Origin of the sequence: Pseudomonas fluorescens, from assembly GCF_002022275.1 — a bacterium.
Classification (GTDB): Bacteria; Pseudomonadota; Gammaproteobacteria; order Pseudomonadales; family Pseudomonadaceae; genus Aquipseudomonas; species Aquipseudomonas fluorescens_AJ.
This window is the reverse complement of the sequence record NZ_MSDF01000016.1, coordinates 503869-510718: the sequence shown is the minus strand read 5'-3', so window position 1 is coordinate 510718 and position 6850 is coordinate 503869. Positions and strand designations below refer to the sequence as shown.

The following is a 6850-nucleotide window of genomic DNA, read 5'->3' as shown; positions in this document are numbered from 1 at the left end:
GGCTCCCACAGTGGGTTCTGCAGTGTTATTTAAATCAGTGCCCGCCGAGGTAGGCGTTGCGCACTTCCTCATTCACCAGCAATTCCTTGCCGGTGCCCGTCAGGCGAATCTCGCCGTTGACCATCACATACGCCCTGTCCGACAAGCGCAGCGCGTGGTTGGCGTTCTGCTCCACCAGGAAGATGGTCATGCCGGTAGCCGCCAGTTCGCGCAGGGTGGCGAAGATCTGCTTCACCACAATCGGCGCCAGGCCCAGGCTCGGTTCGTCCAGCAGCAACAGCTTGGGCCGGCTCATCAGTGCGCGGGCGATGGCGAGCATTTGCTGCTCGCCACCGGACATGGTCATGGCACGTTGGGTGCGCCGTTCCTTGAGCCGCGGGAACAACTCGAACATGCGCTGCATGTCTTCCTGGGCGTACTTGTCGCCAATCGGGATGGTGCCCATCAGCAGGTTTTCCTCGACAGTCATGTCGGGGAATACCCGCCGCCCTTCCGGCGACTGCGCAATGCCGTTGGAGGCAATGTAGTGGGACGACTTGTGGGTGATGTCGACGCCGTTGTAGAGGATCTGCCCCGACTCGGCACGCGGCTGGCCGAAGATCGACATCAGCAGCGTGGACTTGCCCGCGCCGTTGGAGCCGATGAGGCTCACGGTTTCGCCTTCGTTGATGTGCAGCGAGACTTTTTTCAGGGCCTGGATCGGGCCGTAAAACACGTCCAGGTCCTTCATTTCGAGGATAGGCCCGCTCATACCAGCTCCTCTTCGTCAGCGCCCAGGTAGGCGGCAATCACTTTCGGGTCGTTGCGGATCGCGTCCGGCCCGCCTTCGGCGATCACGTTGCCGTGGTCGAGCACCACGATGTGGTCGGAAATACTCATCACCATGCCCATGTCGTGTTCGATCAGCACCACCGTAAGGTCGTGTTCGTCGCGCAGCAGGCGAATCATCGCGCTGAGGGCTTCGGTTTCCTGCGGGTTGAGGCCCGCTGCCGGTTCGTCCAGACAGATGATCTGCGGCCGGGTGCACATGGCGCGGGCAATTTCCAGGCGGCGCTGTTGGCCGTAGGAAAGCTCACCCGCCAGGCGGTTGGCGCAGTCCACCAGGTCCACCACTTCCAGCCAGTAGAAGGCGTGGTCGAGCGCATCGCTTTCAGCCTTGCGGTAACCCTTGGTGTTGAGGATGCCCGCGAGCATGTTGCGGTTGACCCACATGTGCTGGGCCACCAGCAGGTTTTCCAGCACCGACATTTCCTTGAACAGGCGAATGTTCTGGAACGTCCGCGCCAAACCTGCACGATTCACCAGGTGGGTACCGCCGAACATCTTGTAGTACACACGGCTGAAGAAGCTTTTCGGCGAGACAAAGTCGGCGGCCTTGAAGCGTTCGCCGAGCAACTGGATGACGTTGGTCTGCTTGCCGCGAATGTTCAATTGGATCTTGCCACCACTGGCCTTGTAGAAACCCGTGAGGCAGTTGAACACGGTGGTTTTACCGGCGCCGTTGGGGCCGATCAGGGCGAAGATCGAATTGCGTTCGACCTTGAGGCTCACATCGCTCAAGGCCTTGATGCCACCGAAGTGCATCATCAAGTGTTCCACGGAGAGGACGACTTCCTTGCTCATGGCGCTACCCCCTTGCGTGGCGTAACACCGGTTCGGCTGATCCGGATCAGGCCGCGTGGGCGCCAGATCATCATCACCACCATCAACACGCCGAACAGCAGCACGCGGTATTCAGAGAACCCGCGCAGCAATTCAGGCGCGACGGTCAATACGAACGCCGCGATCACCACGCCCACCGTCGAGCCCATGCCGCCCAACACCACGATCGCCAGGATCAGTGCCGATTCGAAGAAGGTAAACGACGACGGGTTGACGAAGCCCTGATAGCTGGCAAAAAACACCCCGGCCAGACCGGCAGTGGAGGCGCCAATGGTGAATGCCGAGAGTTTGACCAGCACGTGGTTCAGGCCCATGGAGCGACAGGCGATTTCATCTTCGCGCAAGGCTTCCCAGGCGCGGCCCACCGGCATACGGGTCAGACGGTGCTTGATGTAGAGCACGGCCAGCACCACCAGGAACAGCACGATATAGATGAAGATGAACTTGATGTTGGGGTTGTAATCGAGACCAAAGAACTCGTGGAACGGAATCCCGCCATCCTTCGCTTTGCGCCCGAACTCCAGGCCGAGGAACGTTGGCGAAGGCACCGGCATGCCGTTCGGGCCACCGGTAAACGACAGCCAGTTATTCAGCACCAGTCGGATGATTTCACCAAAGCCCAGGGTCACGATGGCCAAATAGTCACCGTGCATTCGCAGCACCGGGAACCCGAGTATGCACCCCGCTAGCGCCGCCGCGATGGCGGCCAAAGGCAGCACACTCCAGAAACCCAGGCCCAGGTATTGATAGCCCAATGCCAAGCCGTAGGCACCGATGGCGTAGAACGCCACGTAACCCAGGTCGAGCAGGCCCGCCAGGCCGACCACGATGTTCAGGCCAAGCCCGAGCAGCACGTAGATCAGCCCGAGAATCACCACGGTGAGCAGGTACTTGTTGGCAAAGATCGGGAACACGATGGCAATCACGATCAATGCCGGAATGATCCAGCGCAGGCGGGATTTGTAGTCCGGCGGCAGCACGTGCACGCCCGAGCCGCTGCTTTCGAAGCCTTGCAGAATCTTCAGGCCCCTGGGGGTTTGCAGGAACAGGCTCAAGGCAAAGCGACCGGCCATCACAATGGCGACCAGCAGCCCGACACGCGCAGGTTCCAGGTTGAAGCTGTAGCCGTCGAGGACCACGCCGACGATCGGACCGAACACGATCAGGGAAATCAACCCGGCGAGGACCGTATCGACCAGACTTTTCTTGATATCGATGGGTTTGGCAGCAGACATGTTTACACCTTAGCCACGAGTGGGCGACCCAGCAGGCCCTGGGGACGGAAGATCAGAATCACCACCAGCAGGGAGAAACTGAACACGTCTTTGTAGTCGGAATTGATCAACCCGGAGAACAGCGACTCGGAGATACCCAGGATGATCCCGCCGAGCATGGCCCCAGGCAGGGAACCGATGCCGCCGAGTACCGCTGCGGTGAACGCCTTGATGCCGATGATAAAGCCGGCATAGAAGTCGAAGGTGCCGTAGTTGAGCGTGATCAACACACCGGCCAGGGCGGCCATGGCGGCACCGATGACAAACACGTAGGAGATCACACGGTCGGTGTTGATGCCGAGAATGGAGGCCATCTTGCGGTCTTGCTGGGTTGCGCGGCACATGCGGCCGAGTTTGGTGTATTTGATGATGTAGGTCAGCAAGGCCATGCCCGCGAAGGCTGCGACCAGGATGAACACCTTGGTGTACGTCAACTGAACAAAGCCGGTGCCGATGTCGACACGCCAGGCCCCGGCCAGCAGAGTGGGAATACCTTGTTGCTTGGCGCCCTGTGCGATCTGGGCGTAGTTCTGCAGGATCAGCGAGATACCGATGGCGCTGATCAGCGGTGCCAGTCGGGTGGAGTTGCGCAGTGGTTTGTAGGCGACACGCTCAATAACCCATCCGTAAACGCCAGTGACGACCACGGTAAAGATCAGGGTGCCGAGAATGAGCAGCGGGAAGGACTCGATGCCGAAGTAAGCCAGCAGTGCCAGACTGATCGCCGCGAGGTAAGCGGAAATCATATAAACCTCGCCGTGGGCGAAGTTGATCATGCCAATGATGCCATAGACCATTGTGTAGCCGATGGCGATCAGGCCATAGACCGACCCGAGGGTCAGGCCGTTGACCAGTTGCTGCAGGAAAATACCATCCATAACGCAATCTCACGCGGTGAGCACCTGCACACCGGTGGGTGTGCGGCGCTTCTGGAGGAAAAGACAGATCTCGATCACGACATCACTTCCTTGTGGGAGGGGGCTTGCTCCCGATTGCGGTGGATCAGCTGTACATCTGGTGACTGACACACCGCCATCGGGAGCAAGCCCCCTCCCACATTGGATCTGTGGCGCTCAGGCTTACTTCTGTTTTTCCAACTGGTGGTATTTGCCGTCTTTGTCCCACTGGTAAACCACGTAGTCGGAGATTTTCAGGTCGCCCTTCGAATCCCAGGCTTTTTCGCCCATCACGGTTTTCACTGGGTGGGATTTCAGCCACTTGGCCGCATCTTCACCTTTGTTGGACTTGGAACCGTTGAAACCGGCAGCCAGGGCCTGGATCGAGGCGTAGGCGTACAGGGTGTAGCCTTCTGGCTCGGTGCCATTTTTGCGGAACTCTTCAACGACGGTCTTGCTGTCTGGCAGCAGGCGCGGGTCAGCGCCGAAGGTCATGTACACGCCATCCACGTATTGTTTGCCACCGGCGGTTGCTACCAGTTCGTCGGTTACTACGCCGTCATCGGACATGAACTTGACGTCTTTGAGGCCGGCTTCACGAATCTGGCGAACCAGAGGACCGGCTTCCGGGTGCAGGCCGCCGAAGTAAACAACGTCAGCACCGGTGGAGCGGATTTTGGTGACCAGGGCGCTGAAATCTTTCTCGCCACGGGTCAGGCCTTCTTCCAGCACTGGCTTGACGCCACGCTTGGTCAGCTGGGCAGCGGTGGCATCGGCCAGGCCTTTGCCGTAGGTGTCTTTGTCGTTGATGACCGCGACTTTCTTGCCCTTGAGCACGTCGACGATGTAGTCGCCGGCGACGATACCTTGCTGGTCATCACGCCCGCACATACGGAACACGGCGCCCAGGCCACGCTCGGTCACCTGTGGGTTGGTAGAACCCGGGGTGATCATGATGATGCCCGCTTCGTCGTACACCTCGGACGCCGGGATGGTGTTGGAGGAGCAGAAGTGCCCGACCACGCCAATCACTTTGTCCTGGTCTGCCAGGCGGTTGGCCACGGCCACAGCTTGCTTGGGCTCGCAGGCGTCGTCGCCGGCTACCAGCTTGATCTGCTCACCGTTGATGCCACCGGCCTTGTTGATCACATCGGCTGCCGCTTGGGCACCCTTCATGTACTGCTCACCGAAAGCTGCGTTGGCGCCGGTCATCGGGCCTGCCACGCCAATCTTCACATCAGCTTGAACAAACGCAGAAACACCCAGCGCCGCTGCTACGGCGAGGGCTAGAAAACCTTTCTTGTAAAACGTCTGGGACATGAGTGGTGCTCCGAGGTTTTTGTTTATTGGCACTACGAAATCACTACGAACTTCCGATTGAAACTTTCAAGGAAAGCCCAGAGCAAAGCGCGTGCCATTACGTTTTTATTAACAGAAAAGACACCGTGTCATTGTTATTACAGGCGTTTCGGCTCATCACTCCAGCACGTGCAACCCTCTAGCGCCGAGAGGTGCAACCAATGGACCGAAAAAGTACAACCCGAGCAGGTCGTACCTGCAACCAGACGAATAAACGACAGTTTCTACACCTGTAACAACGTGCGTAACGGAACTGCACATTTACAGTGCGCGATTGCTACGACTTGCACCAATACAGATTAGTAGCCTGCTAAGAAAATGCAGGCTTTTGAGGGGTATTTCGCTGATCAGATCACGATCCTCAGGCATTGCCCCGCGTGATACAGCGAGAACCCGGCTTCATATAAGCAACTGCGCAGGCCCACCCCGGCCAACGGCTGCATCGGCGCGAACGGAATCGGCAGCGCCTGGGGATTCTGGTGACACAAATAATCGGCGAACGCCTTGCCGACCACACTGCCGGTGGTCACGCCGCGCCCGTTATAGCCCGTAACTGCCACGAGGCCCGGTGCCGGCTCGAACAGCCGCATCAAGTGGTCCGGAGTGAAAGCGATGCAGCCGGTCCAGGTGCACTCCCACTGCACCGATTTGAGGTACGGGAAATAATGCTGCTGCACCCGATCGGCCCACGCTTTGAGGAACCACGCAGGTTTCTGATTGCCATTGCCCAGGCTGCCCAGCAGCAGACGGCCGTTGGCATCGCGACGAATGCTGCTCAACACCTGACGCGTGTCCCACGAGCCCTGACCACCCGGGAGGATTTGTCGGGCGGCGTCGTCCGTCAGTGGGGCCGAGGCAACCTGGTAGTAATAACCGGGGAAGAAGTTGCGACGCAGCTCGGTCCATTCGCCTTCGGTGTAGGCGTTGGAGGCGATCACCACCTGTGCCGCCTGCACGGAGCCCTGGGCGGTCTGCACCGACCAGTGTGAACCCTGACGCTCAAGCTGAGTGACCGGGGAATGATCGAACAACTGCCCGCCCAGCCCGGCAACCGCGTTGGCCAAACCACTGGTGTACGCCATCGGGTTCAGGGTGCCGGCGCGCCTGTCCAGCAAAGCCGCGGCGATCTTTTTGGTGCCCGTGGCCTGCTCACAGGCCTGGCCGGTCAACAGTTCGACCGGCGCGCCACGGCGCTTCCATTGTTCTTCACGACTGCGCAAATCCGCCTCGCCCCGGGCGTTATGCGCCATGTGCAAGGTGCCTTCGCGGCGTAATTGGCAATCGATGTTGTATTTGTCGATCAGGCTGAACACCAGCGAGGGTGCCGCGCCCAACATGCGGTTGAGCTGACTGCCCACCGCTTCGCCGAAACCGGCTTCGATCTCGTCCGGCGGGATCCACATGCCGGCGTTAACCAACCCGACGTTGCGACCTGAACCGCCATGGCCTGTGCGATGAGCCTCCAGCACAACCACGCTCTTGCCCTGCTCCAGCAGGTGAATGGCGGCGGACAAACCGGTGATCCCGGCGCCGATCACGCACACATCCACCTTGACCTCGCCCTTGAGCGCCGCACGATCCGGCCGGCCAGGGGTGAGGTGTTCCCACAAACATGCTTCGCGTAATGCCATTGCCAGACTCCGAATGAAACCTAACAAA

General features: G+C 59.6%; 6 protein-coding genes. All 6 read right to left on the bottom strand.

Annotated features, from left to right (window positions below; all coding sequences use genetic code 11):
• Positions 1–34: 34 nt before the first annotated feature.
• Positions 35–751 (bottom strand): ABC transporter ATP-binding protein, encoded by a 717-nt coding sequence (locus BFW87_RS14325; protein ID WP_078740437.1) that lies wholly within the window; start codon positions 749–751, stop codon positions 35–37.
• Positions 748–1623 (bottom strand): ABC transporter ATP-binding protein, encoded by an 876-nt coding sequence (locus BFW87_RS14320; protein ID WP_078740436.1) that lies wholly within the window; start codon positions 1621–1623, stop codon positions 748–750. The genes BFW87_RS14325 and BFW87_RS14320 overlap by 4 nt, the downstream gene beginning before the upstream one ends.
• Positions 1620–2897 carry a high-affinity branched-chain amino acid ABC transporter permease LivM gene (livM, locus tag BFW87_RS14315; RefSeq protein ID WP_078740435.1) on the bottom strand — a complete coding sequence of 426 codons (1278 nt, stop codon included), beginning with the start codon at positions 2895–2897 and terminating at the stop codon, positions 1620–1622. The genes BFW87_RS14320 and livM overlap by 4 nt, the downstream gene beginning before the upstream one ends.
• Positions 2898–2899: 2 nt before the next feature.
• Positions 2900–3814, bottom strand: a complete 915-nt coding sequence (locus tag BFW87_RS14310; protein ID WP_003188099.1) for an ABC transporter permease subunit — start codon at positions 3812–3814, stop codon at positions 2900–2902.
• 201 nt (positions 3815–4015) lie between these two features.
• On the bottom strand, positions 4016–5152 hold the full coding sequence (locus BFW87_RS14305; RefSeq protein ID WP_078740434.1) for a branched-chain amino acid ABC transporter substrate-binding protein: 1137 nt from the start codon (positions 5150–5152) through the stop codon (positions 4016–4018).
• Between the two features lie 386 nt (positions 5153–5538).
• Complete coding sequence (gene amaA / locus BFW87_RS14300) at positions 5539–6822, bottom strand: L-pipecolate oxidase (RefSeq protein ID WP_078740433.1); 1284 nt, start codon at positions 6820–6822, stop codon at positions 5539–5541.
• Between the last annotated feature and the right edge of the window lie 28 nt (positions 6823–6850).

Coding starts and splice junctions, on each gene's coding strand:
- BFW87_RS14325 (WP_078740437.1), bottom strand. CDS start 751: ATGAGCGGGCCTATCCTCGAAATGAAGGACCTGGACGTGTTTTACGGC.
- BFW87_RS14320 (WP_078740436.1), bottom strand. CDS start 1,623: ATGAGCAAGGAAGTCGTCCTCTCCGTGGAACACTTGATGATGCACTTC.
- livM (WP_078740435.1), bottom strand. CDS start 2,897: ATGTCTGCTGCCAAACCCATCGATATCAAGAAAAGTCTGGTCGATACG.
- BFW87_RS14310 (WP_003188099.1), bottom strand. CDS start 3,814: ATGGATGGTATTTTCCTGCAGCAACTGGTCAACGGCCTGACCCTCGGG.
- BFW87_RS14305 (WP_078740434.1), bottom strand. CDS start 5,152: ATGTCCCAGACGTTTTACAAGAAAGGTTTTCTAGCCCTCGCCGTAGCA.
- amaA (WP_078740433.1), bottom strand. CDS start 6,822: ATGGCATTACGCGAAGCATGTTTGTGGGAACACCTCACCCCTGGCCGG.